This window comes from Streptomyces sp. NPDC001970 (assembly GCF_053594115.1).
This window is the reverse complement of record NZ_JBSFDW010000021.1, coordinates 118,446-133,911: the sequence shown is the minus strand read 5'-3', so window position 1 is coordinate 133,911 and position 15,466 is coordinate 118,446. Positions and strand designations below refer to the sequence as shown.

Below are 15,466 nucleotides of genomic sequence, written 5' to 3'. Positions count from 1 at the left end.
GCGAAGCCCGGAAGGCGGGTGCAGTCTGAGGGCACCCGCGAGTGTCCCGGACGCCGGCCGACGGCCGTTGCCGAGCACTGCACCACACATGAGAGACTGGTCTAGACAACCGCTGAGGACTTGAAGGGCATCACCATGGCTGAGCGCCGCGTCAATGTCGGCTGGGCCGAGGGCCTCCACGCCCGCCCCGCTTCCATCTTCGTCCGTGCCGCCACGGCCTCCGGCGTCCCGGTGACGATCGCCAAGGCCGACGGCACCCCCGTCAACGCCGCCTCGATGCTCGCGGTGCTCGGCCTCGGCGCGGAGGGCGGCCAGGAGATCGTCCTCGCCTCGGACGCGGACGGCGCGGACGCCGCCCTCGACCGTCTGGCGAAGCTGGTCGCCGAGGGTCTCGAGGAGCTCCCCGAGACGGTCTGACCCCTGCCCCGCCCCGGGTACGGACCTCGCACCCGCACCCCGGCAGGTAATGACAAATAAATGGAAACGGCGGAGCCGCAGCAACCGGGAATTCCGGTCTGCGGCTCTGCCGCTTTCAAATAGCCCCTCTTTGTATACGGCGCTTTTGTTAATTGCGGACGCTCGCCGTGTTTACGGCATGTTGCGAAGCCCTCACCGTCCCGCGCGTCGTGATGCGCAACCTGTGCGCCCCCGCCATCCGCTCGGCGTGCATCGCGGTGAGCGCCCGCGCCCGCTCCGCGTCGCCGCGCGACACCGCGTCCACGATCGCACCGTGCTCGGACCAGGACTCCACCGGCTGAGCAGGCTGCTCGACGGCGTACATCCAGGCGATCTTGTGCCGGAGCTGGGTGAGGAGCGCGATGAGTCCGGGGCTGCCGGAGGCCTGCGCGAGGGTCTCGTGGAACCAGCCGCCGAGCGAGCGCAAATCCTCCCCCTGGCCCCGGCGCGCCCGCTCCTGGCCGAGCCTGACCAGGCCGCGCAGCACTTTGAGGTGGGCTTCCGTGCGCCGCTGCGCGGCCCGCGCGGCGCCCAGCGGCTCCAGCAGCATCCGGATCTCCAGCAGGTCGGCGGCCTCCTGCTCGGTGGGCTCGGCGACGCACGCTCCCGCATGTCTGCGGGTGACGACGAACCCCTCGGACTCCAGGGTCCGCAGCGCTTCGCGCACCGGGACGCGTGAGACGCCGTAGCGGCGTGCCAGCTGCTCCTCGGTGAGCCGGCCGCCGCGCTCGAAGACACCGGAGACGATGTCGTCGCGGATCGCCGTGCATACCGAGCGCGCAGGAATGCGCATACCGAACCTCCGCCTTTAATCCGCGCGAAACCCAGTCGAACGATGTCTGTTCGGTGACTCTATTGCAGCCGGCCGGAATTTCCGATGGCCTGCCGGAATCCGTGGATATCTTTTGGCCTGAATACGCCGAAAGCCCCGGCCGGTCTCCATGACCGGGCCGGGGCCCACGGATGCGGAAGTGGACGTCAGAGGCTCACGCCGTGGCCGCGCAGATACGCGACCGGGTCGATGTCCGAGCCGTAGTCGGGGCTCGTGCGGGCCTCGAAGTGAAGGTGCGGGCCGGACGAGTTGCCGGTGGCCCCGGACAGGCCGATCCGCTGGCCCGGGGTGACGGTCTGGCCGACCGAGACGCCGATGGACGACAGGTGACCGTACTGGGTGTACGTGCCGTCCTTCATCTTGATCACGACGTTGTTGCCGTAGGCACCGCCCCAGCCGGCCTCCACGACCGTGCCCATGCCGACGGCGACGACAGGAGTGCCGGACGGGGCGTGGAAGTCGACGCCGGTGTGGCTGCCGGAGGACCAGACCGAGCCGCCCGCCTGGTAGACCGTGCTGACGTAGGAGCCGGCGACCGGGAGCGTGTAGGACATCAGACGCTTGCGCTCCGCCTCGCGGGCGGCGCGCTCCTTGGCCTCGCGGGCCGCCTTGACGCGGGCCTCGGCCTTGCGCTTCGCCTCGGCCTCGGCCTTCGCGCGGGCGGCGGCCAGGTCGGCCTCGTACTGCTGGGCCGCGGCCTGGGCGTCGATCTGCTCGGCGAGGGTGGTGTCGGCGGCGACGGCCTGGGTGAGGCCGGTGTCCTCGAACGACGGGCTTTCCGTGTCGGCGGCGAGCGCCGGGGAGGCGAGGCTTCCGATGACGCCGGTGGTGGCGAGGGCCGCGGCTCCGGCGATGCCCGCGCGCTTGCGCGTCAGCCGGCTCGGACCACGATGCTTCCCGGTGGCACGGGTGAACGCCATGTAGTGGCTGATCCTTTCCTTCCTTCTCGCCTACCGGGTTAGCTGACGGGTTCGGAGCAGGAAGGTCTCCTACGGGCCCCTCCGCACGAGTGCGAAGGCGTCCGATTCACCCCAGGGGACATGTGGGTCCCCGGCTCCCCAGGCTCGCGCCCGACGGGGACTCGGCGATGGCTGTCCGATGCCGCTGGTGCGGCTGGTGCAACCGGCGGACAGCGCAGAAGACGCTAAGCCGGACATCTTTCAATCACCAAACGGACACGGAGATTTGTTGTGCATGCCACAGGCCAGACAGGCAGCCTCTCCAATAAAACGGACATACGGGAGGGCCCCGTTGACACGATGCCAACGGGGCCCTCCGGGTGCGCCGGAGCCGACCGGCGGTCAATCAGCCCGTGACAACAGTCACTTCACCGATGCCCAGCGCCCTGACCGGCTCCTCGATCTCGGCCGCGTCGCCCACGAGGACGGTGACGAGCCGGTCCACCGGGAAGGCGTTGACGACCGCGGCCGTCGCCTCGACGGTGCCGGTCCCGGCCAGGCGCGTGTACAGCTGCGCCTGGTAGTCGTCCGGCAGATGCTGCTCGACCTGGTCGGCGAGCGTGCCCGCGACCGACGCAGCGGTCTCGTACTTGAGCGGAGCCACACCCACCAGGTTCTGCACGGCGACGTCGCGCTCGGCGTCGGTGAGGCCCTCCGCGGCGAGGGTGCGCAGCACCTTCCAGAGGTCGTCCAGCGCCGGGCCGGTGTGCGGGGTGTCGACGGAGCCGCTGATGGCGAGCGTGGCCGCGCCCGTGCCGTCGGCGGAGGAGCGCAGGACCTGGGCGAAGGCCCGCACGCCGTACGTGTACCCCTTCTCCTCGCGCAGGACGCGGTCGAGACGGGAGGTGAGGGTGCCGCCCAGGCAGTACGTGCCGAGGACCTGGGCCGGCCAGACGCGGTCGTGGCGGTCCGGGCCGATGCGGCCGATGAGCAGCTGCGTCTGCACCGCGCCGGGGCGGTCGACGATGACGACGCGTCCCCTGTCGTCGGCGGTGATCGGCGGCATGGGACGGCTCTCGGCCGCGCCACCGGTCCAGGCGCCGAGGGTGTCGGCGAGCACGGCGTCCACATCGACACCGGTGAGGTCGCCGACGATCACGGCGGTGGCGGACGCGGGCCGGACATGGGCCTCGTAGAAGGCCCGCACGGCCGCGGAGTCGATGCGCTCCACGGTCTCCTCGCTGCCCTGGCGGGGCCGGGACATCCGGGAGGACGCCGGGAAGAGCTGCTTGGACAGCTCCTTGGCGGCGCGGCGGGCCGGGTTGGCGGTCTCGTGCGGGATCTCGTCCAGCCGGTTCCGCACGAGCCGCTCGACCTCGCTGTCGGCGAAGAGCGGCGCGCGCAGGGCCTCGGCGAGCAGGCCGAGCGCCTTGAGGAGGCGGGAGACCGGCACCTCGAGGGAGACGCGGACGCCGGGGTGGTCCGCGTGCGAGTCCAGGGTGGCGCCGCAGCGCTCCAGCTCCGCGGCGAACTCCTCCGCCGTGTGCTTGTCGGTGCCCTCGGAGAGCGCCCTGGCCATGATCGTGGCAACACCGTCGAGGCCCTCGGGCTCGGCGTCCAGCGGGGCGACGAGGAAGATCTCGACGGCCACGACCTGCTGGCCGGGGCGGTGGCAGCGCAGGACGGTCAGCCCGTTGTCGAGCACACCGCGCTCGGGGGCGGGGAAGGCCCACGGCCTGGCCTCGCCCGCCTGCGGCTGCGGGTGGAATTCCATGGTCACGGCAGCGTCGGTCACTGGTCCGCCCCCTCCTCGTCGTCGTTGTCCTCGGTTCCCTCGGCGGCCTGGAGGGGCTCGTACACCAGAACCGCCCGGTTGTCCGGGCGCAGCCGGGCCTGGGCGACGGCCCTGACCTCCTCGGCAGTGATGTCGAGGACCCGCGAGACGGCGCTGAGCGCCAGCTGGGGGTCGCCGAACAGCACGGCGTACCGGCAGAGTTCGTCGGCGCGGCCCGCGACCGTACCGAGCCGGTCCAGCCACTCGCGCTCCAGCTGTGCCTGGGCGCGCTCCATCTCCTCGGGCGTCGGGCCCTCGGCGGCGAACCGCTCCAGCTCGTCGTCGACGGCGGCCTCGATGTCGGGCACCTCGACCCCGCCGGACGTCTTCACGTCCAGCCAGCCGAGCGAGGGCGCCCCGGCGAGCCGCAGCAGGCCGAAGCCCGCGGCGACGGCCGTGCGGTCGTGTCGCACCAGACGGTTGTGCAGCCGGGACGACTCGCCGCCGCCGAGGACGGTGAGCGCCAGGTCGGCCGCGTCGCACTCGCGCGTGCCGTCCTGCGGCAGGCGGTAGGCGGCCATCAGGGCGCGGGCCGGAACCTCCTCCTCCACGACCTCGCGCAGCTGCTCGCCGATGATGTCGGGCAGGGCGCCGTCGCGCGGCGGCTGCTTGCCGTCGTGCATCGGGATGGAGCCGAAATACTTCTCGATCCAGGCGAGGGTCTGCTCCGGGTCGATGTCGCCGACGACCGAGAGCACCGCGTTGTTCGGCGCGTAGTACGTCCGGAAGAAGCTCCGAGCGTCCTCCAGCGTCGCGGCGTCCAGGTCGGCCATCGAGCCGATCGGGGTGTGGTGGTAGGGGTGTCCGTCCGGGTAGGCGAGGGCGGTCAGCTTCTCGAAGGCCGTGCCGTACGGAACGTTGTCGTAGCGCTGGCGGCGCTCGTTCTTGACGACGTCCCGCTGGTTCTCCATGGACTCCTCGTCGAGCGCGGCGAGCAGCGAGCCCATGCGGTCGGCCTCCAGCCAGAGCGCGAGCTCCAGCTGGTGGGTGGGCATGGTCTCGAAGTAGTTGGTGCGCTCGAAGCTGGTGGTGCCGTTGAGCGAGCCGCCGGCTCCCTGGACCAGCTCGAAGTGTCCGTTGCCCGGCACCTGCGCGGAGCCCTGGAACATCAGGTGCTCGAAAAGGTGAGCCAGACCCGTACGCCCCTTGACCTCGTGGCGCGAGCCGACGTCGTACCAGAGGCAGACCGCGGCGACCGGGGTCAGGTGGTCCTCGGAGAGCACCACGCGCAGACCGTTGGCCAGGCGGTGCTCGGTTGCTGTCAGGCCGCCGGAGCCGGCCTGGGCTGTGGCCGTGTGACCCATGGGCATGTGGTCCCTTCGATCGCGTTGCTGGATGTCCTGCCACTGTATGCAAGCGCGTCGGGACCTGGCGAAGTTCCCGCAGCTTCCACCCGGTGTTCCGGGTCGAGGTCCGCGTTGTCGGTGGGACGGTCCACAATGGTCGGCGTCAGATCACGTTCATGGTTCATGTTGGTGAAGGAGCCGCAGCAGCGATGGCCCGCCGCAGCACGAAGACGCCGCCGCCCGACGACTTCGAGGAGAGGATCCTCGACATCGACGTCGTCGACGAGATGCAGGGCTCCTTCCTCGAGTACGCGTACTCGGTGATCTACTCCCGGGCCCTGCCGGACGCCCGGGACGGAATGAAGCCCGTGCACCGCCGGATCGTGTATCAGATGAACGAGATGGGCCTGCGCCCCGACCGCGGCTACGTGAAGTGCGCCCGCGTCATCGGCGAGGTCATGGGCAAGCTCCACCCGCACGGCGACGCGTCGATCTACGACGCGCTGGTGCGTATGGCGCAGCCCTTCTCGATGCGTCTGCCGCTGGTCGACGGCCACGGCAACTTCGGCTCGCTGGGCAATGACGACCCCCCGGCCGCGATGCGTTACACCGAGTGCCGGATGGCCGACGCGACGAGCCTGATGACCGAGTCGATCGACGAGGACACCGTCGACTTCGCGCCGAACTACGACGGGCAGGAGCAGGAGCCGGTCGCCCTGCCGGCGGCCTTCCCGAATCTGCTGGTCAACGGCGCGTCCGGCATCGCGGTCGGCATGGCGACGAACATGCCGCCGCACAATCTGGGCGAGGTCATCGCCGCCGCCCGCCATCTGATCCGGCACCCGGGCGCCGATCTCGAGACCCTGATGCGGTATGTGCCGGGTCCCGACCTGCCGACCGGTGGCCGGATCGTGGGTCTGTCCGGGATCAAGGACGCGTACGAGACGGGCCGCGGCACCTTCAAGATCCGCGCCACGGTGACCGTGGACGACGTGACGGCGCGCCGCAAGGGCCTCGTCGTCACCGAGCTGCCCTTCACCGTCGGCCCGGAGAAGGTGATCGCGAAGATCAAGGACCTCGTCGGCCAGAAGAAGCTCCAGGGCATCGCTGACGTCAAGGACCTTACGGACCGTGAGCACGGACTGCGCCTGGTCATCGAGATCAAGAACGGCTTCATCCCCGAGGCCGTCCTGGAGCAGCTGTACAAGCTGACGCCGATGGAGGAGTCCTTCGGCATCAACAATGTGGCGCTGGTCGACGGCCAGCCGCTGACGCTGGGCCTCAAGGAGCTGCTCGAGGTCTACCTCGACCACCGCTTCGACGTCGTCCGCCGCCGCAGCGAGTTCCGGCGCCGCAAGAAGAGCGACCGGCTGCATCTCGTCGAGGGCCTGCTCGTGGCGCTCCTCGACATCGACGAGGTCATCCGCCTCATCCGCTCCAGCGACAACTCGGCGCAGGCGAAGGAGCGCCTCATCGCGCACTTCTCGCTCAGCGAGATCCAGACGCAGTACATCCTGGACACCCCGCTGCGCCGGCTCACCAGGTTCGACCGGATCGAGCTGGAGAGCGAGCGCGACAGGCTGACCGCGGAGATCGCGGAGCTCACCCGGATCCTGGAGTCGGACGCGGAGCTGCGCAAGCTCGTCTCGTCCGAACTGGCCGCGGTGGCCAAGAAGTTCGGCACCGAGCGGCGCACGGTGCTGCTGGAGTCCGCGGGCACGCCCGTTGCCGCCGAGTCGCTGCAGGTCGCGGACGACCCGTGCCGGGTGCTGCTGTCCTCGACGGGGCTGCTGGCGCGGACGGTCACCGGTGAGCCGCTGCCGGAGGACGGCGGCAGGCGCGCGAAGCACGATGTGATCGTGTCCGCCGTGCCTGCGACGGCGCGCGGCGACGTGGGGGTCGTGACCTCGGCCGGGCGGCTGCTGCGGCTCACGGTGATCGACCTCCCGCAGCTGCCGGAGACGGCCACGGCGCCGAATCTGTCGGGCGGGGCGCAGGTCTCCGAGTTCCTGTCCCTGGAGACGGACGAGACGGTGATCTGTCTGACGACGCTCGACGAGGCCTCGCCCGGCCTCGCGCTGGGCACGCTCCAGGGCGTGGTGAAGCGGGTCGTGCCGGACTACCCGGCGAACAAGGACGAGCTGGAGGTCATCGCCCTCAAGGAGGGCGACCGGATCGTGGGCGGCACCGAGCTGCGCACGGGCGACGAGGACCTGGTCTTCATCACCTCCGACGCCCAGTTGCTGCGCTTCCAGGCCTCGCAGGTCAGGCCGCAGGGCCGGCCGGCGGGTGGTATGGCGGGCATCAAGCTCACCGAGGGCGCCGAGGTGATCTCGTTCACCGCGGTGGACCCGGCGGCGGATGCGGTGGTCTTCACCGTCGCGGGCTCCACCGGCACGCTGGACGACTCGGTGACGACGGCGAAGCTGACACCGTTCGACCAGTACCCGCGCAAGGGCCGGGCGACCGGTGGCGTGCGCTGCCAGCGCTTCCTCAAGGGCGAGGACACGCTGATTCTGGCCTGGGCGGGCGCGGCCCCGGCACGTGCGGCGCAGATGAACGGCACGCCGTCGGAGCTGCCGGAGCTCGACCCGAGGCGTGACGGCTCGGGCACGCCGCTGACGAAGCCGGTCGCGTCGCTGGCGGGTCCTGCCTCCTAGCCGCGACACGTCCGTCGACCACGCAAGCGCGCCCGCCGGACGGCGGGCGCGCTTCGCCGGTTCCGGGGGAGGTTCCGCCAGGAGCTGCCCTCGGGCTCCGTGTCGCCGAGAACCCCTGCCGCGAGTGGTACGCCGGCGTGCTCGGCGCACCCGCGTGAACGATCGCCGGCTCCGCCTCGTGCGCAGTGCGGTACCGCGCGGCCACGGGTCACGGCATGAAGTCGTCCGGTTCCTGCTCGGCGGGCTGCTCAGACGCCGGCACATACCGCAGTACGCCCCACATGGTGTGCTCCTCGGGCGCGTCCTGCGTGCCGGTGACCCTGGCGGTGCCGAGGTCTTCGAGCAGGGCTCCGGTGTCGATGCCGGCACCGATGAGGACCAGTTGGGTCTGCCGCTCCACGCCGGCCGGCCAGGGCTCCGGGTAGAAGCGCAGGAACCGGCCGACGGAGTGGACGCTGTACCGGTTGCGGGAGTCGGCCTCGCCGAAGTCGACAAATCCCTTGATGCGGTAGAGGCCTTCCGGCCGGGAGTCGAGGAAGTCCAGCAGTCTGCGCGGGTGGAGCGGCTCGGCGGAGGTGAACGAGACGGTCTCGTAGGCGGCGTGCAGATGGCCGTCGTGCTCGCCGTGCCGGTGGTCGCCGTACCCGTGCTCGTCCTCGTAGAGGTCCTCGAACGACAGCTGGCCCACACGCTCGCCCCGCGGGCGGCACTCGAAGAGCAGCTCGGGATCGACGCGCCCGTACGTCGCAGGGATCACGGCGGCCCCGTCGGCGAGGCCCGCGATCCGGCCGCACAGCAGTTGCCCGGCCGCGTCGTCGACCCGGTCCGCCTTGTTCAGCACGATCAGGTCGGCGATGCGGAGATGCCGGTCGAGCTCGGGGTGCCGCTCCAGGGTCGCATCGAACTCGGCCGCGTCGACGACCTCGACGAGACCGCCGTACACGATGCGCTCGTTCCCGCTGGCCAGGATCATACGGATGAGCTCCTGCGGCTCGGCGAGGCCGCTCGCCTCGATGACGATCACATCGAGCCGGGCGGCGGGCCCGGTGAGCTTCTCCAGGAAGACGTCCAGTTCGGTCGCGTCGACGGCGCAGCACAGACAGCCGTTGCCGAGGGACACCGTGGAGTCGCCGAGCTGCCCGGCCACGGTCATGGCGTCGATCTCGATCGACCCGAAGTCGTTGACGATCGCGCCGATCCTGGTCCCCCGGCTCGCCCGCAGCAGATGGTTGAGCAGGGTCGTCTTGCCCGATCCCAGGAAGCCCGCGAGGACGAGGACGGGGATCTGCTGCGTGCTCAACGCGGTACCTCACCGGGCTACGACGACATGTCCCGCCCCAGGATATGCGGCGACCTCAGCCAGGCCGCGGTGTCCCGCGGCAGCCGCCCGGACTCGTCCAGGGGCCCACTGGTGAGCAGCACGGCCTCGTGCGCCGGCAGACCGGCCGGCCGCTCTCCCAGGTTCACCACGCACACCAGGCCGCCCGGCCGGGCGAAGGCCAGTACTCCGGGCCCGGACTGCGGCAGCCAGGTCATCGGCCCGTCCCCGAAGCCCGGTTCGGTGCGCCGCAGCCGCAGGGCCCCGCGGTAGAGGCTGAGCATCGAGCCGGGGTCGGCGGCCTGGCGGTCGGCGGCGTACGAGAACCAGTCACGCGGCTGCGGCAGCCAGGGCTCGACGGCCGGAGGTTCGCCGGTCCACGGCAGCGGCACCCGGCAGCCGTCGCGCCCCGGGTCGGTGCCGCCGGAGCGGAAGTGCATCGGGTCCTGGATGCGGTCCCGTGGAATCTCCGCCTCCGGGAGGCCGAGCTCCTCGCCCTGGTAGACGTAGACGGACCCGGGCAGCGCCAGCGACAGCAGGGCCGCCGCCCGGGCGCGCCGGGTGCCGAGCGCGAGGTCCGTAGGCGTGCCGAAGGCCTTGGTCGCGAAGTCGAAGCCGCTGTCATCGCGTCCGTACCGCGTGACCGTGCGCGTCACGTCGTGGTTGCACAGGACCCAGGTCGCCGGGGCGCCGACGGGTGCGTGCTCGGCGAGGGTCTCGTCGATCGTGCGGCGCAGCTGCTGCGCGTCCCAGGGGCAGGCGAGGAAGCTCAGGTTGAACGCGGTGTGCAGCTCGTCGGGGCGCAGATAGCGGGCGAAGCGCTCGGAGTCCGGCAGCCAGACCTCACCGACGAAGATCCCGCCGTACTCGTCGGCGATCGCACGCCAGGAGCGGTAGACGTCGTGCAGCTCGTCCCGGTCGATGTACGGGTGCCGGTCGGTGTCCGCCACGAAGTCGGGCAGGTACGGGTCCTTGGCGAGCAGCGCCGCCGAGTCGATGCGTACGCCCGCGACGCCGCGCTCGAACCAGAAGCGCAGGATCTCCTCGTGCTCGCGCCGCACCGCCGGATGCGCCCAGTTCAGATCGGGCTGCTCGGGCGCGAAGAGGTGCAGGTACCACTCGCCGTCGGGCAGCCGGGTCCAGGCGGGGCCGCCGAACTCGGACTCCCAGTCGTTGGGCGGCTGTTCCCCGTCCGCCCCCCGGCCCCGGCGGAAGTGGAAGAGGCCGCGCTCGGGACTGCCGGGTCGTGCCGCGCATGCGGCCCGGAACCAGACGTGCTGGTCGGAGACGTGGTTGGGGACGATGTCGACGATCGTTCCGATACCCAGCTGGCGTGCCTCGGCGATGAGCTTCTCGGCCTCGGCGAGGGTGCCGAAGGCCGGGTCGATGGTGCGGTAGTCGGCGACGTCGTAGCCGCCGTCCGCGAGCGGGGAGAGGTACCAGGGGGTGAACCAGAGCGCGTCGACGCCCAGTTCGGCGAGGTACGGCAGCTTCGCCCGTACGCCGGCGAGGTCGCCCGTGCCGTCTCCGTCCCCGTCGGCGAAGCTGCGTACGTACACCTGATAGATGGCGGCGGAGCGCCACCAGTCCGAGTCCGCGTCCGATGCCGGCACAGGAGTCCTTTCGTGGATGCGGGGCTTGAAGCCGGGGCGTGAGAGTGGGCTTCGGCCCTGGTCAGCCTTTGAGTCCGCCCGCCGTGAGACCGCTCATGATGTTGCGCTGGAAGATCAGGAAGATCAGCAGCGTGGGAACGGAGGCGATGGTCAGGGCCGCGATGAGGACGTTCTCCGGCACTCCGCTGGCCAGGGAGTAGATCCCCACGTTGAGCGTCTGCTTCGTCGGGTCGGGCAGGGTGAGCATCGGCCAGAGGAAGTCCTTCCAGACGCCGACCACAGCGAAGATGGAGACGACGCCCAGGATGGGCCGGGAGATGGGCAGCACCACCGACCACAGGGTGCGCAGCCGCGACGCCCCGTCGATCGAGGCGGCGTCGAGCAGCTCCTGCGGGATCGAGTCGAAGAAGCGCTTCAGCAGGAAGATGTTGAAGGCGTTGGTGACGGACGGCAGCCAGATCGCCCAGGGCGAGTTGAGCAGGTTGCGTTCCACGATCGGCACGTCCAGGACCGTCAGATACTGCGGGACGACGAGGACGGTCGCCGGGATCATCAGGGTGACCAGCATCATCCCGAGGATCGCCTTGCCGAACACGGGGCGGAGTTTGGACAGCGAGTAGGCGGCGGCGACGTCGAGCACGAGCTGGAAGGCCAACGCCCCGAAGGCGTAGTACGCCGTGTTGAACAGCAGCCGGGCGAGGTCCATCACCTCCCAGGCCCTGCTGTACGTCTCCGGGTGCAGCGAGCCGGGGATCAGGGTCGGCGGCGACTGCACGGCCTCCTGAGTGGTCTTCAGTCCGCCGGTGACCATCCAGTACAGCGGTCCGAGGAAGACGATCGTGAAGAGGAGCAGGACCAGGACGAGGACGGCCCAGTAGACGTACCGGGCGCGCGGCCTGGCCAGCTGCGCGGGCGAGATGAGTGTTCTGGTGGCCGTCATGTGCGTCGCGCTCCCCCGTTCATGCGTCGTCGGCGGTGCGGCTGAGGCGTACGTACGCCGCCGAGAAGCCGGCCAGCAGTACGAGCAGGAGCAGGCCGAGCGCTGCCGCGGCCCCGAAGTTGTTGAAGTTGAAGGCGTACTGGTAGATGAGATAGACGACGGTCGTCGTGGCCCCCTCCGGTCCGGCGCCGTTCGTCAGCAGGAACGGCTCCGTGAAGACCTGGACCGTCGCGACGATCTGCATCAGCAGCAGGAGAGAGAGGATCAGCCGGGTCTGCGGGATGGTGACGTGCCAGATCTTGCGCAGGACACCTGCGCCGTCCAGTTCCGCCGCCTCGTAGAGCTCCCCCGGGATCGACTGGAGCGCGGCGAGGTAGATCAGGGTCGCGCCGCCCATGTTCATCCAGGTGGCGGCGATGACGACGGAGAGCATCGCGGTGTCGGGGTCCTGGAGCCACTGCTGCTGCGGCAGGTGCAGGGCGTCCAGGATGGTGTTGAACAGCCCGTACCCGGGGTCGTACAGGTACTTGAAGAGCAGCACGGACGCGACCGGCGGCAGCATGACCGGCAGGTACACCAGCAGCCGCAAGTAGGCCTGGGCGTGCCGGAATTCGTTGAGCACGATCGCGATCACGAAGGGGACGGCGAAGCCGAGGACCAGGGCGAGGCCGGTGAAGAGGAGCGTGCCGCGCCAGGCCTGCCAGATGGCGGGGTCGGCGAAGACCGTACGGAGGTTGTCCCAGCCGACCCAGGTCGTGCGCCCGTCCTCCGTCTTCTGGAAGGCCAGGAGGAACCCCCTGACCATCGGGTACCAGGAGAAGAAGGAGAAGCAGAGGACGGCGCCGATCAGGAAGGCGTGCGCGGAGAGGTTGCGGCCCAGGGCCCGGACGAGGGCGTCGCGGGGCGGGGCCGTGCCGGGGCGGGAGGCGCCGCGGACGCGCGCCTCCCGCTGGTCGCCGGCGGGGAGTGTGGGGGCGGACATGGGCTACTGGTTCGCCAGGATCTGGTTCACCTGCTGCTCCGCCGTCGACAGGAGCTTGTCGACGTCGGCGTCCTTGTTGGTGAGGACCCCGGACATCACGTTGTCGAGGACCTTGTAGATCTCCTGGGCCTTGGGCGGCTCGGCCTTGCCCTGGACCGGGTTGTCCATGAAGGACTTGAAGTTGGCGACCGGCATGGTGGCGTGCTGGGTGCGCTGGGCGTCGTCCTCGGTCTTGCTGGCGTTCAGCCAGAAGTTCGGCTGCGGGAGGCCGACGGGCAGGCCGTCCGTCTTGGTGCGGGACCAGTCGAACTGGCCCTTGCCGACGGTGAGGTTCTTGAAGTTCAGCCAGGCGATCGCGGCTTTGATCTTGTCCGGGGAACTCCCCTTCTTGACCATGTAGTTGTTGCCGCCGAAGAGGGTGGCCTTCTCGCCGGGAATCGGTCCCATGCCGAAGTTCTCGTACTTCGCGCCGAGCTGCTGGACCATGTACGTGATGTCGTCGGGCGCGGCGAGGAACATCCCGAGCTTGTCGGTCGCGATCTGCTTCTGCAGGTCGCCCCACTTGAGCAGCTGGGTCTGGCCCATGCTGTCGTCCTCCCAGCGCATGGCGTGGAGGTTCTGGACGATCTGCCTGCCCAGCTCGTTGTTGAACGCGGCCTTGCTGCCGCTCGCGTCGACGACGTCCCCGCCGAGGCCGTAGGTGGTGGCGGTGAAGTGCCAGCCGCCGGTGTTGCCCGCGCTGTACTCGCCGAAGCCCGCGATGCCCTTGCCGAGTCCGGCGATGGCCTTGGCGGCGGTGCGGACCTCGGCCCAGGTGCGCGGCGGGGAGTCGGGGTCGAGGCCGGCCTGCTGGAACAGCTTCCGGTTGATCAGCAGCCCCATGGTGTAGTTGCTGGTCGGGAGGCCGTAGAGCTTGCCGTCCTTGGTCAGCGAGCTCATCACGTTCGGGTCGATGTCGCCGCGGGCCGGGACGGACTTGTCGGTGACGTAGGCGGTGATGTCCGCCGCGCCGTCGTTGTCGAGGACCTGCTCCAGATCGGTGAAGTAGGTGTAGAACACGTCGGGCTGGGACTTCGCCTTGAGCATCGCGGTGAAGCGGGGCGGCTCGAGGCACTGCCCGGGGGTGGACTTCCCCTCGATCTTCACGTTCGGGTACGTCTTGTTGAACGTCCTGACGTCCTCGTTCCACTCCTTGAGCTCGGCGGCCTTGGCGGCCGGCGGCATGCAGTCGATGGTCAGCGTCACCTTGGCCTTGGGGTCCAGGGGCGCCGACGGATCGGAGGAGCCGCCGCCATCGGAGTCCCCGCCGCCGTTGTCGCTGCTGCTGGTGCCGCAGGCGGCGAGCGCGGTCAGCGCGAGGGCGGTGAGGAGGGCGGCCGCGGAGGTGCGGCGAGTACGACGCGTGTGACGGAACCGGGCACTGCTCGACCGAGCACTTCTCATCGGTGGTCCCCTTCGGGCATGAGCGTGGAAGCCCCTCGGCGGACGCCCTGCGGGACAGGGCGCCGTGCGGGGGCGTGGCACACTCAACCACCGGCAACAGTGGGCCGCAATATGTCGCGCTGATTTCGTAAATGTTTGACAGCGGGTTGACAGCGGTGCGCAGATCAGCGAGGCGCCTGTGCCGTGGAGCCGCGCACGACCAGCTCCGGCTCGAACAGCAGCTCGTCGGGCGGCACGGCACCGCCCTGGATCTGCGCACAGAGCAGCTCGACCGCCGCCCGGCCCATCGCCTCGATCGGCTGGCGCACGGTGGTCAGCGGCGGTTCGGTGCAGTTCATGAACGCGGAGTCGTCGTATCCGACGACCGAGACCTCACCGGGGACGGCGAGCCCGCGCCGGCGCGCGGCCCGTACGGCGCCCAGCGCGAGCGGGTCGCTCGCACAGATGATGCCGGTGACCCCGCGGTCCAGCAGGCGCGTGGCCGCCGCCTGCCCGCCCTCCAGGGAGAACATGGAGCACTCCAGGAACTCGTCGGGCAGCTCCCGCCCGGCGGCCCTGGCCGCGGCCTGTGCCGCGGCACGCTTGCGCCGCGAGGGCACATGGTCGGGCGGGCCGAGGACCAGGCCGATCCGCTCGTGCCCGAGCGAGACGAGATGGCGCCAGGCCTGCTCGACGGCGACGGCGTCGTCGCAGGCGATGCAGGGGAAGTCGAGGTTCGCGATGGACGCGTTGATGAGGACGACCGGGATCTTGCGCTCGGCGAGCCTGCGGTAGTGGTCGTGGGGCGCGTCCGCCTGCGCGAAGAGCCCGCCGGCGAAGACGACGCCGGACACCTGCTGCTGGAGCAGCAGGTCGACGTAGTCCGCCTCGGAGACCCCGCCCTTGGTCTGGGTGCAGAGCACCGGGGTCAGGCCCTGCTGGGCCAGGGCGCCGCCGATGACCTCGGCGAACGCGGGGAAGATCGGGTTCTGCAGCTCCGGCAGGACCAGTCCGACGAGCCGGGCGCGCTCGCCGCGCAGCTGGGTCGGCCGCTCGTAGCCGAGCACGTCCAGGGCGGTCAGCACGGCCTGGCGGGTGGCGTCGGAGACGCCCGGCTTGCCGTTGAGGACCCGGCTGACCGTGGCCTCGCTGACTCCAACCTTCTTTGCCACCTGAGCAAGTCGTCGCGTCATGGACGCAAGACTAGCGCAAGCCACGCAAGTG

At 70.4% G+C, this 15,466-nt stretch carries 12 protein-coding genes and 1 riboswitch; of the genes, 2 read left to right on the top strand and 10 right to left on the bottom strand.

Features of this window, described 5'->3' with window-relative positions; genetic code table 11:
* Positions 1–135 precede the first annotated feature (135 nt).
* Complete coding sequence (locus ACWCP0_RS24595) at positions 136–417, top strand: HPr family phosphocarrier protein (RefSeq protein WP_451080955.1); 282 nt, start codon at positions 136–138, stop codon at positions 415–417.
* A gap of 148 nt (positions 418–565) precedes the next feature.
* Here ACWCP0_RS24595 and ACWCP0_RS24590 read toward each other — a convergent pair whose 3' ends face one another.
* The 4 genes from ACWCP0_RS24590 to ACWCP0_RS24575 all read right to left on the bottom strand — a co-directional run bounded on the left by ACWCP0_RS24590 (position 566) and on the right by ACWCP0_RS24575 (position 5,325).
* Positions 566–1,249 carry a GntR family transcriptional regulator gene (locus ACWCP0_RS24590; RefSeq protein WP_451080954.1) on the bottom strand — a complete coding sequence of 228 codons (684 nt, stop codon included), beginning with the start codon at positions 1,247–1,249 and terminating at the stop codon, positions 566–568.
* Between the two features lie 185 nt (positions 1,250–1,434).
* Positions 1,435–2,208, bottom strand: a complete 774-nt coding sequence (locus ACWCP0_RS24585; RefSeq protein ID WP_451080953.1) for a M23 family metallopeptidase — start codon at positions 2,206–2,208, stop codon at positions 1,435–1,437.
* Positions 2,209–2,221: 13 nt separating this feature from the next.
* Positions 2,222–2,385, bottom strand: a riboswitch (cyclic di-AMP (ydaO/yuaA leader).
* A 208-nt stretch (positions 2,386–2,593) separates the two neighbouring features.
* Positions 2,594–3,982 (bottom strand): M16 family metallopeptidase, encoded by a 1,389-nt coding sequence (locus tag ACWCP0_RS24580; protein ID WP_451080952.1) that lies wholly within the window; start codon positions 3,980–3,982, stop codon positions 2,594–2,596.
* Positions 3,979–5,325 carry a M16 family metallopeptidase gene (locus ACWCP0_RS24575; RefSeq protein WP_451080951.1) on the bottom strand — a complete coding sequence of 449 codons (1,347 nt, stop codon included), beginning with the start codon at positions 5,323–5,325 and terminating at the stop codon, positions 3,979–3,981. Before ACWCP0_RS24575 ends, ACWCP0_RS24580 begins: the two co-directional genes overlap by 4 nt.
* A gap of 191 nt (positions 5,326–5,516) precedes the next feature.
* Between ACWCP0_RS24575 and ACWCP0_RS24570 the strand changes: the two genes are divergently transcribed.
* Positions 5,517–7,967, top strand: a complete 2,451-nt coding sequence (locus ACWCP0_RS24570) for a DNA gyrase/topoisomerase IV subunit A (protein WP_451080950.1) — start codon at positions 5,517–5,519, stop codon at positions 7,965–7,967.
* Positions 7,968–8,175: 208 nt separating this feature from the next.
* Here the strand turns inward: ACWCP0_RS24570 and ACWCP0_RS24565 are convergent, their stop codons facing one another.
* The 6 genes from ACWCP0_RS24565 to ACWCP0_RS24540 all read right to left on the bottom strand — a co-directional run bounded on the left by ACWCP0_RS24565 (position 8,176) and on the right by ACWCP0_RS24540 (position 15,435).
* Positions 8,176–9,267 (bottom strand): CobW family GTP-binding protein, encoded by a 1,092-nt coding sequence (locus tag ACWCP0_RS24565; RefSeq protein ID WP_451080949.1) that lies wholly within the window; start codon positions 9,265–9,267, stop codon positions 8,176–8,178.
* Positions 9,268–9,284: 17 nt separating this feature from the next.
* Complete coding sequence (locus tag ACWCP0_RS24560; RefSeq protein WP_451080948.1) at positions 9,285–10,898, bottom strand: glycoside hydrolase family 13 protein; 1,614 nt, start codon at positions 10,896–10,898, stop codon at positions 9,285–9,287.
* Between the two features lie 61 nt (positions 10,899–10,959).
* On the bottom strand, positions 10,960–11,838 hold the full coding sequence (locus ACWCP0_RS24555) for a carbohydrate ABC transporter permease (RefSeq protein WP_451080947.1): 879 nt from the start codon (positions 11,836–11,838) through the stop codon (positions 10,960–10,962).
* Positions 11,839–11,857: 19 nt separating this feature from the next.
* A complete protein-coding gene (locus ACWCP0_RS24550) occupies positions 11,858–12,820 on the bottom strand; it encodes a carbohydrate ABC transporter permease (protein ID WP_451080946.1) in 963 nt (320 codons plus the stop codon).
* Positions 12,821–12,823: 3 nt separating this feature from the next.
* Positions 12,824–14,263, bottom strand: a complete 1,440-nt coding sequence (locus ACWCP0_RS24545; RefSeq protein WP_451080945.1) for an extracellular solute-binding protein — start codon at positions 14,261–14,263, stop codon at positions 12,824–12,826.
* Positions 14,264–14,427: 164 nt separating this feature from the next.
* Positions 14,428–15,435, bottom strand: coding sequence for a LacI family DNA-binding transcriptional regulator (locus ACWCP0_RS24540; RefSeq protein WP_451080944.1), 1,008 nt, complete (start codon positions 15,433–15,435; stop codon positions 14,428–14,430).
* Positions 15,436–15,466: the final 31 nt, after the last annotated feature.